22 protein-coding genes are annotated in these 22,524 nt (G+C 70.6%); 8 read left to right on the forward strand and 14 right to left on the reverse strand.

The genetic code is table 11. From position 1 onward, the window contains the following. Window positions 1-39 precede the first annotated feature (39 nt). From D187_RS04725 to D187_RS04740, 4 genes are all read left to right on the forward strand, one after another. A complete protein-coding gene (locus tag D187_RS04725; protein ID WP_002630653.1) occupies window positions 40-411 on the forward strand; it encodes a hypothetical protein in 372 nt (123 codons plus the stop codon). A gap of 87 nt (window positions 412-498) precedes the next feature. After that, window positions 499-1,182, forward strand: coding sequence for a hypothetical protein (locus tag D187_RS04730; protein WP_002630652.1), 684 nt, complete (start codon window positions 499-501; stop codon window positions 1,180-1,182). 117 nt (window positions 1,183-1,299) lie between these two features. Next, window positions 1,300-2,268, forward strand: a complete 969-nt coding sequence (locus D187_RS04735) for an ArsA-related P-loop ATPase (RefSeq protein ID WP_245591631.1) — start codon at window positions 1,300-1,302, stop codon at window positions 2,266-2,268. After that, window positions 2,265-3,377: an ArsA family ATPase gene (locus D187_RS04740; protein ID WP_002630648.1), complete on the forward strand. Its 1,113-nt coding sequence runs from the start codon at window positions 2,265-2,267 to the stop codon at window positions 3,375-3,377. The genes D187_RS04735 and D187_RS04740 overlap by 4 nt, the downstream gene beginning before the upstream one ends. A 4-nt stretch (window positions 3,378-3,381) precedes the next feature. Here the strand turns inward: D187_RS04740 and D187_RS04745 are convergent, their stop codons facing one another. The 6 genes from D187_RS04745 to D187_RS04770 form a co-directional block, all read right to left on the reverse strand. Continuing rightward, window positions 3,382-3,807: a nuclear transport factor 2 family protein gene (locus D187_RS04745; protein ID WP_043428440.1), complete on the reverse strand. Its 426-nt coding sequence runs from the start codon at window positions 3,805-3,807 to the stop codon at window positions 3,382-3,384. 248 nt (window positions 3,808-4,055) lie between these two features. Continuing rightward, the gene (locus D187_RS04750; RefSeq protein ID WP_002630646.1) at window positions 4,056-5,165 is read right to left on the reverse strand and encodes a LysM peptidoglycan-binding domain-containing protein; all 1,110 of its coding nucleotides are present in this window, start codon (window positions 5,163-5,165) and stop codon (window positions 4,056-4,058) included. 123 nt (window positions 5,166-5,288) lie between these two features. Continuing rightward, window positions 5,289-6,005 carry a SitI6 family double-CXXCG motif immunity protein gene (gene sitI6 / locus D187_RS04755; RefSeq protein WP_043428657.1) on the reverse strand — a complete coding sequence of 239 codons (717 nt, stop codon included), beginning with the start codon at window positions 6,003-6,005 and terminating at the stop codon, window positions 5,289-5,291. A 4-nt stretch (window positions 6,006-6,009) separates the two neighbouring features. Beyond that, the gene (sitA6, locus tag D187_RS04760) at window positions 6,010-6,693 is read right to left on the reverse strand and encodes a SitA6 family polymorphic toxin lipoprotein (RefSeq protein WP_043428442.1); all 684 of its coding nucleotides are present in this window, start codon (window positions 6,691-6,693) and stop codon (window positions 6,010-6,012) included. Between the two features lie 30 nt (window positions 6,694-6,723). Then, on the reverse strand, window positions 6,724-7,308 hold the full coding sequence (locus D187_RS04765) for a DUF4136 domain-containing protein (protein ID WP_002630643.1): 585 nt from the start codon (window positions 7,306-7,308) through the stop codon (window positions 6,724-6,726). Between the two features lie 149 nt (window positions 7,309-7,457). Further along, window positions 7,458-10,394 (reverse strand): hybrid sensor histidine kinase/response regulator, encoded by a 2,937-nt coding sequence (locus D187_RS04770; protein WP_245591603.1) that lies wholly within the window; start codon window positions 10,392-10,394, stop codon window positions 7,458-7,460. A 211-nt stretch (window positions 10,395-10,605) separates the two neighbouring features. On the opposite strand from D187_RS04770, the gene D187_RS04775 reads away from it, so the two are divergent. Together D187_RS04775 and D187_RS04780 are read left to right on the forward strand one after the other, a co-directional pair. Further along, window positions 10,606-11,277: an SCO family protein gene (locus D187_RS04775; RefSeq protein WP_002630641.1), complete on the forward strand. Its 672-nt coding sequence runs from the start codon at window positions 10,606-10,608 to the stop codon at window positions 11,275-11,277. Between the two features lie 126 nt (window positions 11,278-11,403). Further along, window positions 11,404-11,883, forward strand: coding sequence for a hypothetical protein (locus D187_RS04780; RefSeq protein WP_002630640.1), 480 nt, complete (start codon window positions 11,404-11,406; stop codon window positions 11,881-11,883). A gap of 42 nt (window positions 11,884-11,925) precedes the next feature. Here the strand turns inward: D187_RS04780 and D187_RS04785 are convergent, their stop codons facing one another. From D187_RS04785 to D187_RS04820, 8 genes are all read right to left on the reverse strand, one after another. Beyond that, on the reverse strand, window positions 11,926-12,504 hold the full coding sequence (locus D187_RS04785; RefSeq protein WP_002630639.1) for a hypothetical protein: 579 nt from the start codon (window positions 12,502-12,504) through the stop codon (window positions 11,926-11,928). Between the two features lie 176 nt (window positions 12,505-12,680). Beyond that, window positions 12,681-13,040 carry a type II secretion system protein GspG gene (locus tag D187_RS04790; RefSeq protein WP_002630638.1) on the reverse strand — a complete coding sequence of 120 codons (360 nt, stop codon included), beginning with the start codon at window positions 13,038-13,040 and terminating at the stop codon, window positions 12,681-12,683. A gap of 64 nt (window positions 13,041-13,104) precedes the next feature. Beyond that, window positions 13,105-14,616, reverse strand: coding sequence for a cyclic di-GMP-binding domain-containing protein, MshE-related (locus tag D187_RS04795; RefSeq protein ID WP_155893214.1), 1,512 nt, complete (start codon window positions 14,614-14,616; stop codon window positions 13,105-13,107). A gap of 157 nt (window positions 14,617-14,773) precedes the next feature. Continuing rightward, on the reverse strand, window positions 14,774-16,711 hold the full coding sequence (locus D187_RS49410; protein ID WP_162159616.1) for a sensor histidine kinase: 1,938 nt from the start codon (window positions 16,709-16,711) through the stop codon (window positions 14,774-14,776). Window positions 16,712-16,861: 150 nt separating this feature from the next. Continuing rightward, window positions 16,862-17,974 (reverse strand): hypothetical protein, encoded by a 1,113-nt coding sequence (locus D187_RS04805; RefSeq protein ID WP_002630635.1) that lies wholly within the window; start codon window positions 17,972-17,974, stop codon window positions 16,862-16,864. 30 nt (window positions 17,975-18,004) lie between these two features. Beyond that, on the reverse strand, window positions 18,005-18,757 hold the full coding sequence (locus tag D187_RS04810) for a hypothetical protein (protein WP_002630634.1): 753 nt from the start codon (window positions 18,755-18,757) through the stop codon (window positions 18,005-18,007). 73 nt (window positions 18,758-18,830) lie between these two features. Continuing rightward, entirely contained in the window at window positions 18,831-19,697 is an 867-nt protein-coding gene (locus tag D187_RS04815) for a tryptophan 2,3-dioxygenase (RefSeq protein ID WP_002630633.1), read from the reverse strand. A gap of 88 nt (window positions 19,698-19,785) precedes the next feature. Next, complete coding sequence (locus D187_RS04820; protein WP_002630632.1) at window positions 19,786-20,337, reverse strand: hypothetical protein; 552 nt, start codon at window positions 20,335-20,337, stop codon at window positions 19,786-19,788. A 639-nt stretch (window positions 20,338-20,976) separates the two neighbouring features. Here D187_RS04820 and D187_RS04825 point away from each other — a divergent pair. After that, the gene (locus tag D187_RS04825; protein WP_245591605.1) at window positions 20,977-21,666 is read left to right on the forward strand and encodes a lysophospholipid acyltransferase family protein; all 690 of its coding nucleotides are present in this window, start codon (window positions 20,977-20,979) and stop codon (window positions 21,664-21,666) included. Then, window positions 21,659-22,522: an alpha/beta fold hydrolase gene (locus tag D187_RS04830; RefSeq protein ID WP_002630630.1), complete on the forward strand. Its 864-nt coding sequence runs from the start codon at window positions 21,659-21,661 to the stop codon at window positions 22,520-22,522. Before D187_RS04825 ends, D187_RS04830 begins: the two co-directional genes overlap by 8 nt. Window positions 22,523-22,524 lie beyond the last annotated feature (2 nt).

Here is a 22,524-nt window from a genome sequence, read left to right on the forward strand (position 1 = left end):
GTGGAATGGGCCGGTTCCTCCCTAGCCCGTGAGTCCCCTATGAACCTGAAGAACCTTGCTTCGAGCTTCGCCGTGCTGTCCCTGAGCCTGACGTCCGCTTGTGTCTACACCGAGCCCGTCCCCGGGGACGTGACCTTCACCTGGACCTTCGACGGCTACAGCTGCGCCCGCGATGGCGAGGTCAGGGACGTACACATCACCATCCCCGGCGAATCGCTCGAGAACCGGGGCTTCTATCCCTGCAGCGCCAATGGCTACGACGGCGTCACGCTCTACGACTTCTACCCGGGCGAGTACGACTTCTACATCGAGGCCATCGACTATTCCGGCTACGTCTCCTACGAGGCGCGCGGCCACTTCTACGTGGATGGAGACACCCACGTGCGCGTGGATCTCTACCCCACGCGCTGACGAAAACCGCACGCTCCGGGTGTCCGCTCCTTGTCAGACCCCCCCTGTATTCTTCCTCTCATGCACGACGCATCAGGGAGGCCGATCATGAACGGACGCACGGAGTCACCCCACGTCTCGGAGAGCAAGCTGGGGCGCTACCTCACGGCGGCACCCGCGCTGCGCAAGCAGCTCATCCACACCCAGAAGAATCCCCCGGATCCGCGCTACCTGCGCTACCCCGACGCCGCCCACGCCATCACCGATTTCCTCTGCCACGGCCAGGACGAGTCCATCCTGCGCCGCCACCAGCACCGGCTCGCCACCACCGTCTTCGAGTCCGAGTACGACGCGCACCGCGCCCAGTCGTGCATCGAGGCCATCGAGCACTACCGCCGGATGCACCCGTCCCTGGGGCTCGGCGGCCTCATCGCCACCACCGTGGGCGACGCGCCGCCCCCGCTCGAGGTGGCGGGCGTGAGCATCCAGGTGCGGCCCCAGGTCGTGCTCCAGGCGGTGGACGCGCACGGGAACAACCAGGTCGGCCTGCTCAAGCTCTACTTCTCCAAGCACCACCCGCTGGACGAGCGCTCCGGGCAGTACATCGCCACGCTGCTGAGCGCCTTCGCCGAGCAGCACCTCGCGCCGCTCGGACCGCTGGACGCCCGGCGGATGCTCGTGGTGGACGTGTTCGCTGGCCGGGCCTACTCGGCCCCTCGCGCCCGCACGCGCCGCCTGTGCGACGTGCGTCATGCCTGCGAGGAGATCGCCGCTCGCTGGGCCGTACACTAACCGACGTTCCCCCGTGCCCGGCGGGGAACCGGTTTCGCGCGCCGCCCTTGTCGCCAGGGGGGTGGGTCGTTCAGACTCCCACCCCTCACGCTATCTCCTAGAGGGGCGACGGCCTTGGTGGACGCATTGTGGGAACGACGGGCGTTGCTCGTCTCGGGCAAGGGCGGCGTGGGCAAGACGACCGTCGCGGCGGCGCTCGCGCGCGCGGCGGTGAACGCCGGCAAGCGGGTGCTGCTCGCGGAAGTCGAGCTGGGCAGCGCCGAGACGGACAGCCCCTCGCACCTGGCGGAGCTCGTGGGCGCGCGCCCCTCCGGTGCCCAGGTCGTCTCCGTGTCCGAGCGGCTGTCCTTCGTGCGCCTGTCGGCCATCGAGGGCCAGCGCCTCTTCCTCCAGGACATCCTGCCCTTGAAGGTCATGGCGGACGCGGCCATGCGCATGCGCGCCCTGCGCCGCTTCCTGGAAGCCGCCCCCGCCCTGCGGGAGATGGGCGTGCTCTACCAGATGCTCCACCTCATCCGGCTCACGCGGCCGGAGGGTCAGGCGCAGCACCCACTGTGCATCCTGGACCTGCCGGCCACCGGCCACGCGCTCGCGCTCGCGGCGCTGCCCGACACGCTCTTGTCCGTCATGCCCGGCGGCCCCATCGGGCGCTCGGTGCGCGAGGGGCTCACGCTCCTGAGGGACCCGGCCCTCACCGGCACGGTGCTCGTCACCCTGCCCGAGCCCCTGCCCGTGAGCGAGACGATGGAGCTGGCCACGGCCATCAAGACACACGGCATTCCGCTCGTCGCGGGGGTGCTCAACCGCATGCCGGACAATCCCTTCTCGCCGGATGGGCGGGACGCGGTGAAGCGGCTGCTCGAGGCGCACGGGCCCCACCGGGGCCAGCGCGCGCTGGGCCGACTGGACCGGGCGCGCTCGGCGCAGAACCGGCTGGAGACGAACTTCCCCGCGCAGCTGCTCACCCTGCCGGACCTGACCGCCACGGAGAGAGCGCTGGTGGATCAGCTCGCCGCGCACCTCGCGCGTGCGCCTTCGTCCCCTGCATCCCCTGTCTCGCGCGAGAGCGCCGGAGCCCAGCCATGAGCCTGCAATCCCTGCTGCGTGACAAGCGCGTCCTCGTGCTGTGTGGCGCGGGCGGCGTGGGCAAGACGACGACGGCGGCGGCGCTGGGCGTGGCGGCGGCGCGCTCGGGCCGCAAGGTGCTGGTGCTGACCATCGACCCGGCGCGGCGGCTCGCCGAGGCCATGGGCCTGAAGGAGGGCGGCGCCGAGCCCACGACCATCTCCCCCGAGCGGTTGTACGCCGGGGGCACGCCGGGCACGGGCCAGCTGGACGTGTGGATGTTGGATCCGCGCATCGTCTTCGAGCGCTTCGTGCACCGGCTGTCGCCCACGCCCGAGGCGGCGCGCACCATCCTCGACAACCGGCTCTACCGCTTCCTGTCGGACCTGGTGGCGGGCATGCAGGAGTACGCCGCGGCCGAGGCGTTGGATCACTTCCTCGACGAGGGGAAGTACGATCTGGTGGTGCTCGACACGCCCCCGAGCCGCCACGCGCTGGACTTCCTGGAGGCCCCGGGGCGGCTGGCGCGCTTCCTGGATGACCGCATCGTGTCGCTCTTCCTGCCGGAGGAGAAGGGGCGCGGGGGGAGGCTGTGGCGCAAGACGTCGCAGCTGCTGGGCAACGTGCTGGGGAGCATCTTCGGCGAGGGCTTCACCCAGGAGATGCGCGCCTTCCTGGGGGCCTTCAGCGGGCTGTTCGCCGGCATCCGGCTGCGCGCGGACCGGCTGCGCGAGCGGCTGTCGGCGAAGGACGCGGCCTTCCTGCTGGTGACGTCGCCGGAGCAGGCCTCGCTGGACGAGGCGGCCTTCTTCCGGGACATGCTGCACGAGAGGGAGCTGCCCTTCGCGGGCTACGTGCTCAACCGGAGCTGGGCGCGCGAGGACGGGCTCCTGCCGCCCGAGGGGCTGTTGCGGCACGTGGAGGACGACACCGCGCGCGGCGGCGTGGAGGCACTCATCCGTCTGGCCGAGCAGGAGCGGGCCCGGGCCGAGGTGCACCGGGGGCTGTTGCAGCGGCTGGCGGAGAAGCTGCCCGCGGGCGCGGTGGCGGTGGCCGCCCCCGAATCCGGAGGCGAGCTGGAGGACTTCGGGGGACTGGTGCGTCTGGGAGACGCGCTGGCAATGGGCTAGTGGGCTAGGCCGGCGCGGTGGCGGGCGCCTCCGAGCGCGGCGCATTGCCCCGGCTCAGCTCCATGCCCAGCACGCGCGGATCGAAGTACGCGTAGAAGCGCGAGATGCGCTCGCCATCCCACTCGATGATGGACACGCCCTCGTAGTTCACCACCGCGCCGTTGTGCGCGGTGCCGTTGGACTCCCACTCGAGCGCCACCCGGTCCCCGGATTCGATCATGTTGCGGAAGGTGGACTTCACCTGCCGCAGCAGGCCCTTGTACTCGCGCCAGAAGTCCTGGGCGCCGTCCTTGCCGTGGAAGGTGCGCTGGGAGGCCACGTTGCTCACCTGGGCGTCCTCGCCGAAGAGCTCCAGCAGCGCCTCCATCTCGCCAGTCTCCTCCAACCGCGTCAACGCATCCGCGAAACGCCGTGCTCGTTCCATCGTCATGGGGTCTCCCGCTCCGTCTGGGTGAGGGTCCTGTCCCTCGACGGTGAGCACGACGCGCACGCCCTGCCCGGCGCACCGGCCGCCCGGCCGCCCCGCGAGCGGCGGGCGTGGGGGCCGCCTCGTCCCGGAGCGGGCCCGGGGCCGGGGGAGCCCGCAAAAGCAAGGACCGCGGCCCGTAGGGGCGCCGCGGTCCAAGGGAGCTCAACCCTGTCTCCCGGAGCAGGGTCGGTCCAGGGGGGCAGAAGGTGTCAGCTCAGCACGCCGAGCGCGCGCTGGTAGTAGGCCTCGCGGGAGGCCAGGCCGTTGTAGCCACCGTTGATGCGGCGGGTGACCTCGCGGAAGTTGCCCGCGTCGGCGTACTGGTTGAGGTTGCGGCTGTTCCAGAACCAGGCGGCGGTGCGGAAGCCCACGTCCGGATCCGCGGCGCGCTTGGGGTTGTTCTCCAGGTCGATGCCGAGCGCCTGACCGGCGGCGCGGTAGTTGCTGCGGCCGGTGAGCTGGATGGGGCCGCGGCCCTTGAAGCGCACGCCGTCGCCCGGCTGGGTGTTGCCGAGGTCGCGGCGGCCCTCGTAGGCGGCGCCCGAGGCGATCTCCTCCATGTAGCGGAACTCACCGCTCTCGTGGGCGAGCTGCGCGAGGAAGGCGGCCTGGCGCTTGGGGGTGTTGATGCCGGCCTCGGCCATGGCGTTGTTGAGGTGGGGCAGGTACTGCTCGGCCTTGGCCTGGGACAGGTTGGGCATGATGCGGCGCAGCTGCGCGAGCGACACGCCGCCCTTCGAGCCGGGCTCGTTGCTCGGGCCGGTGACGGGGCCGGCGCCGCCCGTGGAGGGCTTGCTGGGGGCGGGCTCGTAGTGGTCACCCGCGGGCACGCGCAGCTTCTGGCCCACCTGGATGTGGTTGGGGTTGGAGATGCCGTTGGCCTGGGCGAGCGCGCTCACCGTGGTGCCGTAGCGCTGGGCGATGCCGCTGAGGGTGTCCCCGGAGCGCACGGTGTAGCTGCCGGTGGCCGGCGCGGAGGGAGCGCTGGGGGCGCTCGTGCCGCCCTTGCCGGGGATGGAGAGCTTCTGGCCCACCTGGATGAGGTCGGGGTTCTTGATGCCGTTGGCCTGGGCGAGCGCGCTCACCGTGGTGCCGTGGCGCTGGGCGATGCCGCTGAGGGTGTCCCCGGAGCGCACGGTGTAGCTGCCGGCGCCGGCGCTGGGAGCGCTCCCTCCACCGGGGACCGTGAGCTTCTGGCCCGCCAGGATGTGGTTGGGGTTCTTGATGCCATTGGCCTGGGCGAGGGCACCGACGGTGGTGTGGTAGCGCTGGGCGATGGCCGAGAGGGTGTCGCCGCTACGGACAGAGTAGGTGCTCATGGTGGGGGCTCCGTGCGGAAGAAGGGGGAAAGGTGGGGAAACTTTCTCCTATTCTCGCAACGGCCGAGAAACAGTTGCTTGGAGCCTGGGATTTTCCCCCTCTGGCCGCGCAAGCCCTCGGATTCACAGCACGGAGACCTCGCGGATGTGGATGTCGTCCAGGTTCAAGCGACGCACCGCGTCCACGAACCGGTCGGTGGCGATGCGGATCGTCTCGAAATCACTCAACAGGAACAGATCCGCATCGGTGGGGAGTGAGCTCCCCTCCAGGACGGGCTCGTCCGGGAAGGGAAAGGAATCCCGGCCACATTTGGGACACGCGGGGGGCCGCTCTGGAGTGCACCCGGGATGCAGCCGACCCCGAGGGAAAAGCTCCAACTCCACCAGTTCCGGTGGCGCCGGCCGCTGGAACACCAGTTCCGCGCGCACCCCACGCAGTCCCCGCACACCCTCCGCCCGCAGGCGCTCCAGCGCCTCGCGGCGAATCAGGTTCAGTCCGGGAGAATGGAGGAAGAAGGAGCCAAAGGTGCCTTCGGCCGTTCCCACCAGCGGCCCCAACCGGGTTCCTGGACGCAACCGCGCACCGGCGGGCAGGAAGGGCCGAACCAGCGAACACAACCGAACGAACTCGTCGAACGGCTCGGGCCTGGGCCTGGCGTACAAACCACGTTCGTCCCAAGCGGACAGATCCACACTCGGGTACGCCGCCAGTCCCCCCGCCCAGGTCGCGCCACATTCAGGACAGCGCAGCCCAGGCAGGCTCCCCCACTTATGACGGGCGGAGACATCGCCGGTGTACTGGGAATCCCTGGGTGCACGCAGTTCGTAGAACCTCGTCATCACATCACCTCGGAGGTCGTCCTCCGTGGTACGGAACGATGAGTCCGGTCAATTGGAATCGATAGAGCAGCGCCCCCGCATGGCGGTAGATCTCCGCGGAGGAAGCGTCGGGCTGAGCCGTCTTGAAGTCCCTCCAGGCCTGATTCCACAGACCACCCCGAGGCCCCGCGCTGTGGATTTGGATGTGGACGGACTCTGGAATGAGGATGGTGTACTGATGGATGTCGGGGATCCCCTGAGAGTGGAACCACTCCCGGAACTCCTCCGCTTGGGGCAAGAGGTGATGGCGGGCCCAACGGCCCGGCGGGAGGGAGAACGGCAGCGGTTGGCGATCGAAGTGCCGGTTGACGCGAAACGTGAAGATGGGCTCGCGATCCCGAGGCCATATGTGCGTCGGCCCCCACCAGCGACGCGGAGCCGGTGAAGCACCCGGGAGCACGGGTCCGCCTCCGCCCCGGTACGCCAGCAGCACCTCCCGGTGCGCCACGTCCCGGCAGCGGAAGAAGCCGCACGTCTCCTCCTCGTCTTCACGGCACGCCAGCACGAGGCTGCGCTCGTCGGCACAGCCCTCCTCCCATGACGAGACTTCCTCGGCGGGAAAAGAGTCCTCGACCAGGAGAGGGCCTGAACTCGCGCACGCGGCGAGCAGGCCCCCCAACACGACCCAGAATCGTCCCAGATTCCGCATGGACCGCGGAGTCTAGCCGCCCCCCACCCGCTACTTCTCGGGCGGGAAGTCCTTGAGGATCTTCTCGACGGCGTGGTCGATGAGCTTCTGGCTCTTCTTGGCGCTCATGTTGTCGGCCAGGGTGGTCTCGGCCGTGCCGCGCCAGACGAGGTTGTTGGACTTCGAGTCCACCACGTCGAGGATGAGCGTGCCCTCGCGGTACTCGCGCACGGAGGCCGTGGGCCCTCCCGCGCCGCCATACGCCACCGGGCCGAAGAAGGGGTCGTACCAGGGATCCCACTTGTAGCCGTAGAACCGGTTGATGACGTCCACCTCCACCCGCTTGTCGATGGCCCCGTGCCAGCCCAGCTTGAAGTCGGGTTTCTGGTTCTCATCCACCAGGCGGTAGCCGCGCTCGGCCAGCTCCCGATCCACCGCCAGCCGGACCCGGGACTGGATGATGGAGTTGTAGACGCGCGTGTCCGCGCCCTCCTTCATCGGCAGCCAGGAATAGGTGCGGTAGCTCTCGAGCGCCTGCACCGCGCCGGGGTCGAAGTTCGTCCGGGTCTGGATTCCCGAACAGGCGGCGAGCGCCGACACCAACACCGCTCCAGCCAAACGCGAGGACAAGGACATGTCGTTCTCCTTCAGCGCACCACGGGTGTGCTCGTGTGTGGGAAGGGTAGTCATCCCGCGAGCCTGGGAGCCCCGTGGGCACGCGACGCCGCCGCGGCCCTGGCTGGCTGCTCGCCCCCTCATCGACCCGGAGGACGAGGCGGACGGGCTCACCCCGTCTGGACGCCCACGGCGTCGCGACCGGCGAGCCGCGCCACCGCCTCGATGAGCGCCGCGGGCTCCAGCGGCTTGGCCATGTGCACCTGGAAACCCGCGCGGTAGGCCCGCCGCGCGTCCTCGGCGCCCGCGTAGGCCGTGAGCGCGATGGCCGGCACCCACTGGTCCCTCTCCTCGGCCCACGCGCGCACCCGCCGCAAGAGCGAGTGCCCGTCCTCGCCCGGCAGGCCGATGTCCGACACCAACACGTCCGGCAGCGACTCCTCCAGGCGCGCCATCGCCTCGGCCGCCATGCACGCCGTGTCCACCCGCGCGCCGCGCTCGCGCAGCATCATCGCGATGAGCTCGCGCGCGTCCGGCGCGTCCTCCACCAGCAGCACGTGCACCCCGTCGAGCGTCACCCCCGGCGCCGTCTCCACGCCCGGCAGGGCCTCGGGGCGTACCTCGGGCAGCACCGCCGGCACCGGCAACGTCACCGTGAAGGTGGAGCCCCGGCCCTCGCCCGGGCTCTCCGCCTTCACGCTCCCGCCGTGCAGCCCCACCAGGTGGTGCACGATGGCCAGTCCCAGCCCCAACCCCCCGTGCTCGCGCGTGGCCGAGCCGTCCGCCTGCCAGAAGCGCTCGAAGAGGTGCGGCAGGAAGTCCGCGCGGATGCCCTTGCCGGTGTCCGTCACCTGGAGGCTCACCTCGTGCTCGCCGCGCGTCACCCGCACGCGCACGTGCCCGCCGGGCGGGGTGAACTTCACCGCGTTCACCAGCAGGTTCCAGCACACCTGCTGCAGGCGCCCGGGGTCGCCCACCAGCAGCGCCGCGCCCGTGGCGCCCACGTCCACCTCGAGCGCGAGCGACACCCCCTTCTGCTCCGCGTGCGAGCGCACCACCTCCACCGCCGCCTGCACCACGCCCACCCACTCCACGCCCTTCCTGTGCAGGGTGAGCTTGCCGGTGATGATGCGCGAGACGTCCAGCACGTCTTCAATCAGCTGCGCGAGCGCGCGCGCGTTGCGCTCGATGACGCCGAGCCCCTTGTCCACCGCGCGCGCGTCCCCCTGGCGGCCGCGCAGCATCTGCGTCCAGCCGAGCACCGCGGTGAGGGGCGTGCGCAGCTCGTGGCTCATCACCGCGAGGAACTCGTCCTTGGCGCGGTTGGCCGCCTGCGTCTCCGCCATCAGCCGCGTGTTCTCGATGGCCACCGACGCCATGCGCGCGAGCTGCACGAGGATGGCCTCGTCCTCGGAGCTGAAGTCGCCCTCGTACCGGTCGGACAGCTGGATGAAGCCGAGGTTCTTGCCATCCCGCCCCACCAGCGGAGCGCCCAGCCAGCCGCGCAGGGGCGGCAGGTGCGTCTGCCGGCCCGAGCCCCGCCACTCGGGGTGGGCCTCCAGCTCCGCCTGCGTCAGCCGCATGGGCAGGTTCAGCCGGCACACCCACGAGTAGATGCCCGTGCCATCCAGCCGCGCCTCCTCCTGGCGCCACGCCGCGTACCGGTCCGACAGCGACACGGCGGTGCTCGCGCGCGCCCACTCTCCCTCCAAGACGAGGCTGGTGAGGGCCTGGTGCGCGCCAATCACCTCGCGCGCCTGGCCGGTGATGGCCTTGAGCATGTGGCCGATGGAGTCCGCCTCGCTGATGACGAGCGCGGCGCTGGCCAGGCCCTGGAGCTGCGCGGCGTGGTGCTGCTCGCGCGCGAGCAGGCGCTCCAGCGCGGCCTCGCCCTGGCGCTGGCGCGTCACGTCCCGGTGCGACCCCACCCACTCGCGCACCGTGCCATCCGGCTCGCGCACCGGCACCGCGCGCACCAGCATGTCGCGGTACGCCCCGTCCTGGCGCCGCAGCCGGTACTCGTACTGGAAGGGCGTGCTCGCCGAGAGGCACTGGTTCCACAGGCGCGCGGTGGCCTCGCGATCCTCCGGGTGCACCGCGTCCAGCCAGCCCCAGCCCAGCAGCGCCTCGCGCGTCTGGCCCGTGAAGGCGCGCCAGTCCGGCTGGTCCTCCACGAACTCGCCCGAGGGCGGCGTCACCCAGGTGATGTCCATGGTGGCCGTCACGAGCGAGCGGAAGCGCTCCTCGCTGTGCCCCAGGTCGCGCGCCAGGGCCTCGGCGGTGCGGCGCGAGCGCACCAGGTCCGTCACGTCATAGGCGAAGATGGCCAGGCCCTCCACCCGCTCCGCGGCGTCGCGCTGGGGGTGGCAGGCGATGTCGAAGAACAGCTCCTCGGGGGGCTGGCCCGGCTCGCGCGTGAGCTTGAGCGGCCGGGCGCGCCCCACGTAGGTGCTGCCCGACACGTACACCCGGTCCATCACCTCGAGCAGGCCCTGGCCCATCAGCTCCGGCAGGGCCTCGCGCACCGGCAGTCCCACCAGCTCGCGGTTGCCATGGAGGCGGCGGTGCAGGAGGTTGGAGAAGATGAAGCGGTGCTCGGGGCCCCGGGTGAGGCACACCGCGGTGGGGCCCAGCATCAACATGTCCTGGAAGCGGGCGCGCTCGCCCTCGATGGTCAGGCGCGCCTCGCTCTCCGCGGCGAGCAGCCGCACCCGCTCGTCCTCCACCAGGCGCCGCTCCGTCACGTCCCGCAGGAAGAGGGCCAGCCCGTCACCCGAGGGCAGCGCCCGCGACTCCAGCCACATCCCCGCCGGGGCGAGGAAGTCCTCGAGCATCACCGGCGCGCGCGTGGCCATGGCGCGGCGCCACGCCGGGGCGAAGCCGCTGTCGGCCAGCTCCGCGAGCCCCTCCCACAGCACCCGCCCCAGCAGCGCCTCGCGCGAGCGCCCCAGGAGCCGCTCGAGCACGGCGTTGCACCACGACAGCCGCCACTGCCCGTCCACCACGAGGATGCCATCGGTGACACCCTCGAGCAGCACCACTCGCTCGTCGGGGACGGGGCGCGCGAGGCCGCCGAGGGCCATTCTGGACGGCTCGTGGATGGGCATGACGGGCGTTCCTCGATGGGTGTCCCTCGTTAGCAGAGCGCGGGGGCACGTGCCCCGGCCCGGCCCGCCGAGTGTTGAGCGCAGGCCGCTCCGAGGTGGGAGTAGAAAACACCTCGTCCACTTGAAGTTGTCCGGGGGGCGGGGAAGCGGCCTTCCCGGACGAGGCCTTGTGCCCCGGGAAGGCATCCGTTAGCAGTCGGAGCCGCCCCCCATGTCCATGTCCCCTCCGTCTCCGTCCACCGCCAGCGCTCCCGAGCCCTCCGTCCCCACCGCGCCGACCCGCCGGCCCTGGCTGCCCCTGGCCACGGGCGCCCTGTGTCTGCTGCTGCTGGGCGTGGCGTTCGTGTGGCCGCGCGCCCAGCCCCTGCAGCGCCTGGGCACGCTGCCGGACTTCACCTTCACGCGACAGGACGGCCAGCCCTTCGGCCGCGCCGAGCTGCTCGGCCGGCCCTTCGTGGCCAACTTCATCTTCACCCGCTGCCCCACCATCTGCCCCGTCTTCACCGGGAAGATGGCGCGGGTGCAGAAGCGCACGGCGGACTTCGGCCCGAAGCTCGCGCTCGTGTCCTTCTCGGTGGATCCCAAGTACGACACCCCCGAGCGCCTCACCGACTACGCCGCCCGCTACGGCGCGGACCCCTCGCGCTGGAGCTTCCTCACCGGGGACTACACGCGGCTGCAGGAGACCGTCGTCGGCGGCTTCAAGATCGCCATGGGCCGCAACAGCGACGACGAGAACGACATCCCCGGCATCTTCCACGGCTCGCACTTCGTGCTGGTGGACGCCACGGGGGAGATCCGCGGCTACTACGACAGCGAGGACGACGACACGGTGGAGCGCATCACCCGCGACGCCGAGCGCCTGGTGCGCGGCGTCGAGTAGACAGCGTCCTGGAAAACTCCCGGCTGGCCGCACCGGGCGGGCGGGCGTCATGTAGGTGACGCAGTGCTTCCAATCCCGGGCTCCGTGCATAGCTTGGCCGGGCAGCCAATCCAAAGGGGGACGCACATGTTGAACTACAAGGATGAGCTGGTGGGCAAGCTGCGGCACGTGGCGGTGAAGGCGGGCGTCCAGGGCGTCCACTACCTCGCCGAGGGCGCCGCCGTGGCGACGAGGGCCATCGAGCAACTCCAGGAGAAGCTGGCCCAATACGAGGAGCAGGACGAGGAGCAGGGCTCCGTCCAGCGCGCCTCGGACGCGGACAAGAGCGACGAGGGCTCGGACGAGTCCGACCCGGAGCTGCGCGCGCAGGCGCGGGCCACCGCGGAGCTCATCATGGATGAGGCGCGAGCGGTGGAGCAGCGCATCAAGCAGGCGCGGCCGGCGCGTCACCCGCTCGAGGTGACGGTCGAGGCGAGCCCCGAGACGGGCAAGTCGAGGACGCAGGGCCGCAAGACGACGACGACGGCCACGGCGCCCAAGCGGGCCACGGCCCCGACGGGAGGCTTCAAGGCCAAGCGGGGCCAGAAGCACACCCACGACCACTGACGTGGGGAGCCCCCCCGCGGCGCGAGGGGCTCGGGTGAGCGACTAGGTCCGGGTGACCTTGGGGGAGGCGGAGCGGGACACCGCGCGGCTGTGCATGCGCGCGTTCTTGACGGACACCCCCGAGGCCTTCATCTGGGCGGCCTTCTCGGCGGCGAGCCGCTCGGCCTCGGCCCTGCGGGCCAGGTCATCCGCGGCGAGCTGGGCGCGGCGCTGGACCATGCGCTCGCGCATGCCGTCGGCGGACAGGTCCACGTGGGCGCGGTGCAGCCGGTAGAGGAGATCCTCGCGCAGGGTCCCCTTGCCGCGCGCCGGCTCCACGCCGCCGGACAGACCCACGATGAACTTGGGCCGCTCCTCCTGCGTCTGGAGGCAGCGCACGAGCAGCCCCTGGGTGATAAAGTTCAGCCGGGCCACGTCGGGGATGAACACCACGCCGCGCGTCTTCTTGAGCGCCTCGACGAGCTGCTCGTTCTGGCGCACTTCCATCAGCGCGCCCTCGTGGAGGAAGCTTCGCGCCGCCACCGAGGCCCACGTCCGCCGCTCATCCTCCGTCCCGCCGCTCACGAGCACCGAAGCACGATTCGTCAGTAGTTCCTCTTCGCCGTAGCCTTGCGATGCCACAGGTAGCCCTCCTCGTCATGACGGCTCTGGGCAAAGATTAGCGCAAAACGGGTTCCCCTTGGAACACTTGCAAGTGCTGACGGGCCGAAAAACCGGCCTCTCCCGGGCAGCGGGGTGGGACGGGGGAGCCAGGCCAACCAACCCACCGGGTCATCCCAGACGGCCCGAGGCCATCCCTAACGTGGCAGGAAGGCCGAGTGGCCGTCGTGGCTGGTGTGGTCCTCGTTGGGGCCGTTGCCCCCGCGGACGCCATCGGCGCCATAGGACTGGAGGAAGGGCCGCTGGCCGTTGCTCGCGTAGGCGTACGGGTGGCCCCAGGGGTTCACCGGCACCTCGGGCAGGTACTTGGGCACGAGGAAGGACAGGTCGCCCTCCTCGGGGAGGGAGCCATGCTCGGTGCGGTAGACTTCGAGCGCGGCGGTGATGCGGGCGAAGTCCGCGTGGGTCTGGGCGACCCCGGGGTCGGTCTTCCCGCGCAGCCCGAGCCACACGGACAGGCCGATGAGCACCGGAGCCAGCAGCAGGAAGGGAATCATGGGGTGGACGCGGCGGCGGGGCGTCCCAGACGTTTGACTCGAGGGGGCGTTCACCCCCCGGCGCCTACCACAGGGCGCGGAAGAGCGACACCGGATGGGGCTTGCCGCGCAGCCGCACGGGCGGTAGCTCCTCGAAGCTGGCCTCATGGCCGGGCAGCACCGCCACGGTGCGCTCGCCCACCAGGATTTCCCCCGGCCCGGCGAGCGCGCACAGGCGGGCGGCCACGTTCACCGCGTCGCCGATGCAGGTGTACTCGGTGCGCACCGCGCCCCCGATGTTGCCCGCCACCGCCGCGCCCGTGTTGACGCCAATGCCCAGCTCGAGCTTGAGCGGCCGGCCCTCGCGCGTGGTGGCCCACTCGGCCTCGGCGCGCCGGCGCAGGTCCACCATGAAGGCCATCATCATCTTGGCGCACTGGAGCGCGCGCAGGGCGTCGTCCGGGCGGAACACCGGCGCGCCGAACACGGCCATGAGCCCGTCCCCGAGGAACTTGTCCAGGGTGCCCCCACACGTGAGCACCGCATCGGCCAGGCCTCCGAGCACCTGGTTGAGCACGCCCACCGTCTGCTCGGGGGGAAGGCTGTCGGCGAGCCCCGTGAAGTTGCGGATGTCGGCGAAGAGCGTCGTCACCTCGCGCTTCTCGCCCGTGAGCACCACCGCGTCCGGGCTCTTGAGGATCTCCTCCACCACGGCGTCGGACGTGTAGCGGGCGAAGAGCTTGCGGATGCGCTCCGTCTCGCCCGTGCGGCGCATGACGCTCTCGATGCGCGCGGCCAGCTCGTCCATGGAGGCCGACTTGTTGACGTAGTCGTCGGCGCCCGCGCGCAGGCCGCTCACGCGCTCGGAGTCGTTGTCGTTGGCGGTGAGGATGATGACGGGCATGGCCCGCGTGGGGCCTTCCTTCAGCCGCCGGCACAGCTCCATGCCGTCCAGCCCCGGCATGTCCAGGTCGCTCAGGACGATGGCCGGCTGCACCTTGTTCACCTGCTCCAGCGCCTCGTACGGATCCTGGAAGCACACCACGTCGTAGCCGAGCGACACGAGCCCGTCCTGCACGAAGGCGCACGCGAGCGGGCTGTCGTCCACCACCATGACGCGGTGGTGCCCCGCCTCGGGCTGGGCGCGCACCGAGGACTCCTGACGGCCGGCGACCCGGCCCTGCAGGGCCAGTCCCTCGTAGAGCTGTTTATAGGAGCAATAGCCGTGCTCGACGAGGATCTCCCCCAGCTTGCGGCCCGAGCGGCGCTGGAGCGTGAGCGCCTCGTCGAGCTGGGACAGGGTGAGGTACTTGAGCCCCACGAGCACCTCGCCCAGCGGCGGGTGCACCGGAAGAAAGCCCGGGGGGGCGTGGTTCAGTCCGAGCGCCTCGCCCAGCGCCTCCTGGATCTGCTCGCGCGTGACGTAGCCCAGGGAGATGAGGGCCTCGCCCAGGCGCTGCCCGTTGAGGGCCTGGAGCGAGAGGGCCTCCTCGATCTGCTTGGGGGTGACGATGCCCAGCTTGAGCAGCAGCTCGCCGAAAAGCGGGCTGTCCACGCGGACCGCGCGGTGGGGATCTGGGCGCTCGGGGGCCGGCACGTTGTCCAGGGAAGGACGGCTCAACGGGCTCTCCACCTTGGTGAGGGGTGATTCCAAGGGCCGCAGCCTACCCCAGGCCGGGCCCCTCGAAACACCCCGGAGGTACACTCCCCTGGCCGCCCAACCTCCGAGCGGCCACCCGCGGATGCTCCGGAGACTACCCGCGCGGTAGCGTCACGGTGAAGGTGGAGCCCTCGCCCGGCCCGCCGTGCACCTGGATGGAGCCCCCGTGGGCATCGATGATCTCCCGGGTGATCCACAACCCCAGGCCGAGCCCCTGGTAGCGCTTGTCCTCCACCGCCCGCTCGAAGCGCTCGAAGATGCGCGCGCGGTCCTCGGGCGCGATGCCGATGCCGTGGTCCTTCACCACGAGCCGCACGCCCTTTTGACCGCCCTCCTCCACCCGCACCTCCACGGGCTGGCCGCGGCCGTACTTGACCGCGTTGGACAGGAGGTTGACGAGCACCTGCTCCAGGCGCATGCGATCCCACCGCCCCGCCGGGACGGCGTCCACGATGAGCCGCACCTCGCTGCCCGAGCGCGAGAACGCCTCGGACATGCGCCCGAGCACCTCGCGCGTGAGCTGCGCCAGGTCCAACTCCTCGCGCTCGAGCAACAGCCGCCCCGAGGAGATGCGGCCCACGTCGAGCAGCTCGTCCACCAGCACCGCCAGCCGCTCGCTGGCGCGCTCGGCCTTCGCCACGCGCTCGGCGACGTCCGGCGCGGCGGCCTCGCCGCGCGTGAGGCGCGCGAGCATCTGGATCTGCAGCCGCAGCGCGCACAGGGGCGTCTTCAGCTCGTGTCCGGCGACGGAGAGGAAGTCATCGCGCAGCCGCACCGCCTCGGTGGCCGCGCCGTACAGCCGCGCGCCGACGATGGCCAGGGCGGCGCGCTCGCCGAGGCTCTTCAGCAGGAGCCGATCCTCCTCGGTGTAGGGCCGGCTGCCCCCCGCCACGTCGCGCACCACCCCGAGGGTTCCCACCACCCTCCCCTGGGCGCGCAGGGGCACCACGAGCAGGCTCTGGGCCCCGTAGCGCTCCAGGTAGGGCACGTACTCCGCCAGGCCCTCCGAGGCGCGCGCCGCCTCCGCGTCGATGTCCGGCAGCAGCACCGAGTGCCCCCCCAGCACGACGCCCCCGTGAAGCCCCTCGCCCGAGCGCTGCCGGCGCGCGTGCACCGTGCTCGCGAGCAACCAGCGCGCCTCCGGGTCCGGGTGGTGGAGGGTGACGGGCTCCAGGGTGGAGTCCTCCTCGCGGATGAGCTGGAGCACACACCCATCACCGATGACCTCGGACACCTTGTGGGCGATGACGTCCAGCACCGCCGGCAGCTCCAGGCCCGCCTGGGCGAGGAGCCTGTCCACGTCCACGAGGATGCGCAGACGCGCGGCGTGGCGGCGCGACTCGGCCTCGGCGGCGCGCGACTCGCGCAACAGCCGCGCATGGTCGATCGCCAGGCCCACGCGCGACGCCAGGTCCTCGGTGAGCATGCGCTCCGCCTCGCCGAAGGGCTCGCGCCCGGGCCCGCGCACGAAGGACATGGCGCCCAGGGTGCGGTGGCGTGCCGCCAGGGGCACGACGAGGAACGAGCCCCCGGACTCGCGGCCCCCGGCCTCCGGCGCGAGCCCCCGCGTGCCCGGCACGCCGAGCCCGGTGACGAGCAGGGGGCAGCCGGTGCGCACCACCTCGGTGATGGCCGAGGGGCGCACGCGCTCGGGGGTGAAGGCCTCGAGGCACCCGGTGCACGGAGAGCGCTCCTCGTGCGCGTGCCGCGCGGTGAGCCGCCGGAGCGCGCCGTGCTCGTCGAGGAAGTCCACCGCGCACCAGTCGGCGAAGCCCCCCACCACGAGCTGCGCCACCGCGGCCACCGCCTCCTCCCACTCGAGCGGACCGGACAGCAGCCCCCCCGCTTCGGCGAGCACCCGCAGCCGCAGCGAGGCCGCCTCCTCCTGGACTTGCGCCACGAGCACCGCGTCCGCGGCGCTGCGCACCAGCTCCCGCAGCAGCCCCGAGGCCGAGGGAGCGCCCACGGGCTGCTCCAACGCATGAGACATGCGATCCATGACCGTCATGAAGTTGTCTTGGGGCACTTGCATGCCCACCCCCCCCGCCCGGAACTCCATCGGGCGAGCGGACAGTGTTCCATGCCTCGTGACGCTTGCCTACCCGGCTTGCGTGCGAACGTCTTCCCCCGGATGCTCCTCCCGGGTGCATGTGTCCAGCGCCACCCGGGATTGTCCCGCGGGTCAATGGACGAAGATGGCGAAGACGACTTCCAGGACGATGAGCAGGACGATGGTGAGCTCCAGGGAGAGGGAGCGATCCGTGTCCACCTCGCCCTTGAGCAGGCCGTAGGTCTGGGTGAGGAGCTGTTGTTTGCGCGTCACCGAGGCCTGCCAGGCGGGGATGCGCATGCGTTTGACGGCGGCCTCGTAGACCTTGGACAGGTAGAAATCGCCGATGATTTTCAGGCTGTTCTCCACGCGCTCGACGAACTCGTTGAGGTCCACCAGGGTGGCGAGCGTCTCGCGGGTGAGCTGGCGGTAGGGGCTGCGCACGAGGGTGGACCAGCCCCGGCGGCGCTCCTGCATCCGGTCGTGGATGCGGCCGATGTGCGCGTCCAACAGGTCGTCGTAATAGCGGAACTCCAACAATTGCGCGTTGGCCACCTCCAGCAGGTCCGGGATGTCATTGGAGCCGGAAGGCTCGTAGACGAAGGCGCTGTTCCAGTCGACGAGGACCAGGTCATCCACGGTGTAGCTGAAGCGCGAGGAGAGGACGGACTCGCGCTCGCGCGGGGACAGGGGCTTGGCGTCCACCTCCCCGAGCAGCAGCCGCGCCAGGTCCGCGCGCGCGAGCAATTCCTCGGCGTTCGGAGTGCCCTCGATGCGCTCCACGAAGAGCACGGTATAGCTCTCGTTCTGCTCCCAGAGGTGGGGCCCCTGGGCGGCCGGGGCAATCATGTGTCGCACCGACTCGATGAGCTCCAGGGCGAGCGCTTCCAGGGCCACGCTGTCATACAGCTCGTCGGCGAGCGCGGTGAGCGCGTCGAAGCCGGTGCCCGGCGTCACCGGGACGCGCAGGATGATGGAGGCGGCGCCATGGTCGAACAGGCGCGCCGTCACGTCCACCGTGACGGGCCCCTGGCGCAGGGCGAGCACGCGCCGGCCCAGCTCGAAGGCCAGGGGCGGGTTGGGCAGGAGCAGATACTGGCTGTTTTCCCGGCTCAGCTTGAGGCGGCGGGCGTCCGCGGAGATGACCTGCCGGGCCCGTTCCAGGTCGAGCTCCTCCGCGATGTCGAAGGTGCGGTAGCAGAGGACGTGAGCCTTCTCCAGGATGAGCGGGACGGGGGCCGACATGGGGGCGGCAGCTTAACCGCTTGGGAAGACTTACGGTCCACCTTCGGACCGGCCCGGAGGCTGGGGAGGATCCATCTGGGCGAAAAGGCTGTCGGCGAAGCGCTGGACGCAGTCGGTGGGGGGGGCGGGGAGGAGGGAGCACTGCCGCGTGGCGAGCAACTCGGGACCGGCCAGCACGCGCTCCAACCTTTCCACATAGGGCTTCCAGTCATCCCGGGACAGCTTGCGCGAGGGGCGCGCCGGCTCAATGGCCTGGGTGGGAGCGTGGGCGGCGCTCTGGCGGACCCGGTCGCGGTAGGCATTCCAGGCGCGGCGGGCCTCGGCCGCGGGCCCCTCGAGCGACGGGGACAGGGGCGCGAGCGGGTTGCGCTCTCCGCGGGCCCAGGCCTCGGCGTGGAAGCCACGCCAGGCATGGTGGCGCTGGAGGCATTGGCTCTCGGTGAAACCATACCCGGTGCCCATGGAGCGCTCGCCGGTGGTCAGGTCCACCCAGTTGGCCTCCTCGGCGGCGGCACAGGCCTCGGCCATCCAGCGGTTGTAGTCGGCCTGCAAGGCCATCCACTCCTTGAAGGCCTCGGGCCTGGACTTCTTGAGCGGGAGGATGACGCGGTCGAGCGCCTTGTCCATGGCCTTGCGCAGACACTCGGCGCGCCGCTGCTCCCTCAGCTTCATCTCCACGTTCGAGTCCGGCTCCGCCTTGGACGGAGGGCACACCCGGGTGGCCCAGGTCTCCAGGGCGGGGGGGGCGGCCGTCAGCAGCAGGGCGAGCGGGAACACGAGCATTCCCAGGCTCTAGCACGCGCGCGCCGGGCCCCCAATCCGCCCCCATCCACCGGTGAACACTCTCCGCCCGGCCCTAGCGGGCCCCGGGGGGAACGAGCTCCGTGCGCACATCCCACAGCTCGGGGAAGAAGCGCAAATCCAACGCCTTGCGCAGGAACCCCACGCCCGAGGAGCCTCCCGTGCCGGGCTTGAAGCCGATGACACGCATCACCGTCATCATGTGTCGGTAGCGCCACAGCTGGAAGCGCTCCTCCACGTCCACCAGCTTCTCGCACATCTCATAGGCGTCCCAATGGCGCTCGGGGTTCTCGTAGATGATCCGGAACACCTCCATCACCCCGGCGCTCTTCTCGTAGGGCTGACGCCAATCCCGCTCGATGCGATCCGCGGGCACGGCGAGCCCCTTGCGCGACAGGTGGCGCAGGAATTCGTCATACACGCTGGGAGACTCCAACAGACGCTCGAGCTGGGCGTGCTCGGTGGGCGAGTGCCGGAAGGGAGCGAGCGTGGCCTCGTTCTTGTGGCCCAGCAGGAACTCCAGCGCCCGGTATTGATGGCTCTGAAAGCCGGACGCCTGCCCGAGCGCGCCCCGGAACTCGAGGTACTCGTTGGGCGTGAGCGTCTCCAGGACACTCCACTGCTCGAAGAGCATGCGCTGGATGTGGCCCACCCGGGAGAAGATCTTGAAGGAGGGCTCCAGCTCGTCCTTCTGCACGTAGCGGATGACGGCTTCCAGCTCATGGACGAGCAACTTCATCCACAGCTCGCTCGTCTGGTGCTGGATGATGAAGAGCAGCTCGTCGTGATGGGGGGGTTGCGAGCGGGGAACCTGCGCGGAGAGCAATCGCTCCAGCTGCAGATACTCGCCATACGTGGTCCGACCGGCCAGGTCGGTAAAGATTCCAGGCTCCAGCTCGCGCTTGTTCATGAATGCCAGCATGGCGGGCCCCCCCGAGGCCCGCAAGGAGGACCGGACCTTCTCCAGAAGGAGAAAGACCCGCTCCCCCGTCGCCGTGCCAGGCGGAAGACTACCCGGCGTTCTTCTGGGCCTCGGCCAGGGCCTTGGCGGCGGCGCGGCCACGGGGCAGCTTGATGTCCTCCACGCTGTTGGGCTCGGCGTAGTCCTTCCACTCGCCCGGGCGGCGGTTGGTCTTCTCGAGCATGCGCAGCTTCTGGTAGTGCGCGGCGCAGTAGCCCTTGGTGCGGCTGGGCTTGCCACAGCCAATGATGGCGCAATCCCGCGCACCGCCCTCGGTGCTGGCAGCCGGCTTGCGGCCACGGCGCTTGCCACCCGCCGAGGAGGAAGAGGACGCCTGGGAAGAGGACGCCTGGGAAGAGGCGCGGGGAGGACGGCCCGGGCTGCGCCGCGCGGGGGCGGCGGCCGCCGAGCGCTGTCCGCCCGACACGCCGAAGAGGGGACCCACCGCGCTGGCCAGCGGCGCGAGCTGCTCGGCCACGCTGCGCAGGCTGTCGAGATCCGACGTGCCCGCCTCCAGACGCGACACCAGGTCGCGCAGCGGCTTGAGCTGAATCTCGATCTCGCTACGAACCATATCCCTGAATGCCTTGTCGACCGACATGCTCGTGTATCCTCGTGCTCGATGGCCGCCGCTTCGCCGCGGCACGGCTCATCCTGGGGGTTTGCTGTTGCGGCTGTTGTACACAACAGCTCAACAAACATAACGCCATAAATACACCGTTTGTCGATTAAATTTAATTAAATGTCGTTTCTTCCGTGAATCATGCTGCTACATCTGAACGCATTTTCAGTACGGGATTGAGCAGGAATCCCAACCCCAAAAGCCTCGCGTGGGCACCAGACACGAGGCAGCGGCCCAACACCAGGGGTTGCTAGCCGTGCGCCGCCAGGCACACGGCCGGTCTCATCGCCGCGAGGCCGAGAATCCGCGCTCCGGCCCCCCTCACCCCTCCCTTCAGTCCGACCGTCCCGCCCGCCTGACAACACTTCATGAGACTTCGAGAGCCCTTCCCCTCGCCGGAGCCCCCGTCCCACACCCGGGACGGCCCTCGGCGCCCCGCTGCAAGCCGTTGAGCCACCGGTGACACACCGGAGAGACACCGGGGGCACCCCGGCCCCGTGTGTCACCGCCTCGCCAGGAGTTGACGGGCAGACAGGCAGGCCCCGGCGCCCCTCTCGCAGGTGCCATCCCAACCGGCCATCCCCATCTTCATTCCCCGTGGAGTCCGACCTGAATCCGTTGCGCCGTGCGTTCTTCCGCTTCGCCGAGCGGGGCGCGCGGCTGTCCGCGCGCTATCACCGGGCCCGGCTGCTGGGAGCACAACACCTGCCCGCGGCGGGTCCAATCCTGCTCGTGGGCAATCACGGGCTCTGGGGTTACGAAACCCCCGCCTTCTTCCATCTGCTGCACCGCGCTACAGGCCGCTACCCGCTGGGGCTCGCCGAGCGGGGTTTCTTCAAGATCCCCCTGGTGAAGACATTGCTGCCCTGGCTGGGAGGAGTGGAAGGCACACGTCAGAAGGCGCTGGAGGCGCTCGGCGGGGGCCACCTCGTGGTGTGCTATCCCGGCGGCGCCTGGGAAACCTTCAAGAAACCCCGGCACCACTACACCTTGAGGTGGGAGGAGACGTTGGGCTTCGCGCGGCTGGCGGCCCAGGCGAGGGTGCCCCTGGTGCCCTTCGCGGGGTTCGGGGTGGATGGCGCCTTTGTCTGTCCAGAGGACGAGCGGTGGAGCGTGGCGTTGGCTCCCGGGGAGAAGTACCGCGTTCCCTTGGGCATGCCCCTGCCGTTGCCGGTGAAGATGACCTTCGCCCTGGGCCGGCCGCTGCCGCCCCCCGCCCCGGAGGCCTGCGAGTCGGAACTCAAACGTTTCCGGGACCGCGTCGCCACCCAGGTGCGCCACCTCCTCATCCGAGCCTGTCATGCCTGAGGCCCTCGTCTCCGCCGTGTCGCCCCGCCTCGTGCCCGAGCCCGGGGACATCCAACCCGGCTACGAATTGCCCTGCGAGGAGCGGCGGGTGCACGGAGCGACCGTGCGCCTGTTCACCTTTCCAGGGGGAAGCCAGGAGCCCTCGCGCACCGTGGTGTGTCTGCCAGGACTGGGCGCCTCGGGCCGCTCCTTCGCGCCCATGCGCCCGCTCGCGTCCGACTGGCGGCTGTGGTTGTGGACGCCGCCGTTGCAGACGCCGCTGACGCATACACCCCTGCAATGGAACGTCGACGCGCTCTCGCGCCCCGAGGCGGCCCTCCCCGAGCGCTTCGCCCTGGTGGGCTCTTCCTTTGGAAGCCTCGTCGCGCTCGCCTTCGCGCTCAAGCACCCCGAGCGCCTCAAGGCCCTGGTGCTGGTGTCGCCGGTGGCGAGCGTGCAACGCATCCGCCGCGGCGCCGTGGCGCTGTCCACCCTGGTGCGCATTCCCAAACCCTTCGCCTACCTCTTCGCCCCCACGGTGGCGCGCATCATGGGCGGGCGCGCCCTGCCCTCGGAGGGCCGGGCGGAAATCGTGCGCGAGGGCCGCCGGATTTCTCCCCTGGAGATGTTGCGGCGGCTCAAGGACATCCTCGCCGCGCGCTACCTGGAAGAGCTGGAGGGCTTGAAGGTCCCCACCCTCATCCTCCATGGAGGGCGGGACAAGCTCGTACCCCTGTCCTATGCGCGGGACGTGGCGGAGCGCATCCCCGGCGCGCGGCTGGAAGTGCTGCGCGAAGCCAGCCATCTGCCGTACATGAGCCATCCCGACTCCTTCAACGCCGTCGTCGACGACTTCCTCCGCCAACACACCCCCTGAGC

This window comes from Cystobacter fuscus DSM 2262 (genome assembly GCF_000335475.2).
GTDB lineage: Bacteria > Myxococcota > Myxococcia > Myxococcales > Myxococcaceae > Cystobacter > Cystobacter fuscus.